The sequence below is a fragment of the Microbacterium deminutum genome (assembly GCF_039530205.1).
In the GTDB taxonomy this organism is placed as follows: domain Bacteria; phylum Actinomycetota; class Actinomycetes; order Actinomycetales; family Microbacteriaceae; genus Microbacterium; species Microbacterium deminutum.
In genome coordinates, this window is record NZ_BAAAOG010000023.1 from 1 (window position 1) to 1,305 (window position 1,305).

Sequence of the window (1,305 nt, forward strand, 5' to 3'; positions counted from 1 at the left end):
AGGGTGTCTGGGTTCGCGACATAGGCGACAGGTGATAGGCGACACGTGAGTCGCGTCATAGGCGACAGTCTGGGTCGTGTCGAAGCATCGGGTCGTCGTGTTGAAGATCATCTCTGGAGAGTTCACGGTCACGGCCGCGGCGGCCGAGTATGGGTTGAGCCGGCCGTATCTGCATAAGTTGCTTGCCCGGTATCGCGAGCAGGGGCTCGAGGGGCTCGAGCCGCGGTCGAGGGCGCCGTTGACCAGCCCGCAGGCCACAACCGACCGGGTGCGGGAGCGAATCATCGTGCTGCGCGGCGCGCTGACCGCGGCCGGACTGGACGCCGGTCCCGTCACGATCGGCTGGCACCTGCAGCAGGAAGGGCTGCACGCACCGTCCGTGTCCACGATCCGCCGCATCCTGCACCAGGCTGGTCTGATCACCCCGGAGCCGCGGAAACGTCCCCGCTCCTCCTACATCCGGTTCGAAGCCGCCCAACCCAACGAGACCTGGCAGTCCGACTTCACCCACTGGCGCCTCGCCGACGGCAGCGACGTGGAGATCTTGAACTGGCTCGACGACCATTCCCGCTACCTGCTGTCGTGCACGGTCCACCAGCCGGTAACCGGCGACGACGTGGTGACCGCCTTCCTGGCTTGCGTGGACGATTACGGGCCCCCGGCGTCGACGCTCACCGACAACGGCCGCGTCTACACCGCCCGCCACGGCGGCGGACGCAACGCGTTCGAATACGTCCTGGCCGCGCTGAACATCACCCAGAAGAACGGCACCCCGAACCACCCGCAGACCCAGGGGAAGATCGAGAGATTCCACCAGACCTTGAAACGATGGCTCTCCCACCGACCCCGACCGGTTACCCGCTCGCAGCTGCAAACCCAGCTCGACCAGTTCCGAGAGCACTACAACCAACACCGTCCGCACCGCGCGCTGGAGGGCAACACACCGATCGCCGCCTACACAGGAACACCGAAAGCAACACCAGCCGGCACCACCGACACCACCCACTACCGGCTCCGCTACGACCACGTCGACCCCGCAGGAAAGATGAGCTTCCGCAGAGCCGGCCGAATGCACCACCTCGGCATCGGCATCACCCACGCCGGCAAACGCATCCTCGCCCTCGCCGACGAACACACCATCACCGTCGTCCACCTCGACACCGGCGAGATCATCGCCACCCACCACATCGACCCCGACAAAACCTACTGGCGCAACCAACAACGAGAGCCCGGCCGATGGCCGGGCTCTCGTTGAATGTCACCTATGTCGCGACTCAGATGACTCCTATGTCGCGACTCATCACA

Annotated in this window: 1 protein-coding gene; it reads left to right on the top strand. The window is 65.4% G+C overall.

Annotation, left to right across the window (positions count from 1 at the left end; genetic code table 11):
* Positions 1 to 76 precede the first annotated feature (76 nt).
* On the top strand, positions 77 to 1,255 hold the full coding sequence (locus ABD212_RS18955) for an IS481 family transposase (RefSeq protein WP_344097778.1): 1,179 nt from the start codon (positions 77 to 79) through the stop codon (positions 1,253 to 1,255).
* The last annotated feature ends 50 nt before the right edge of the window (positions 1,256 to 1,305 follow it).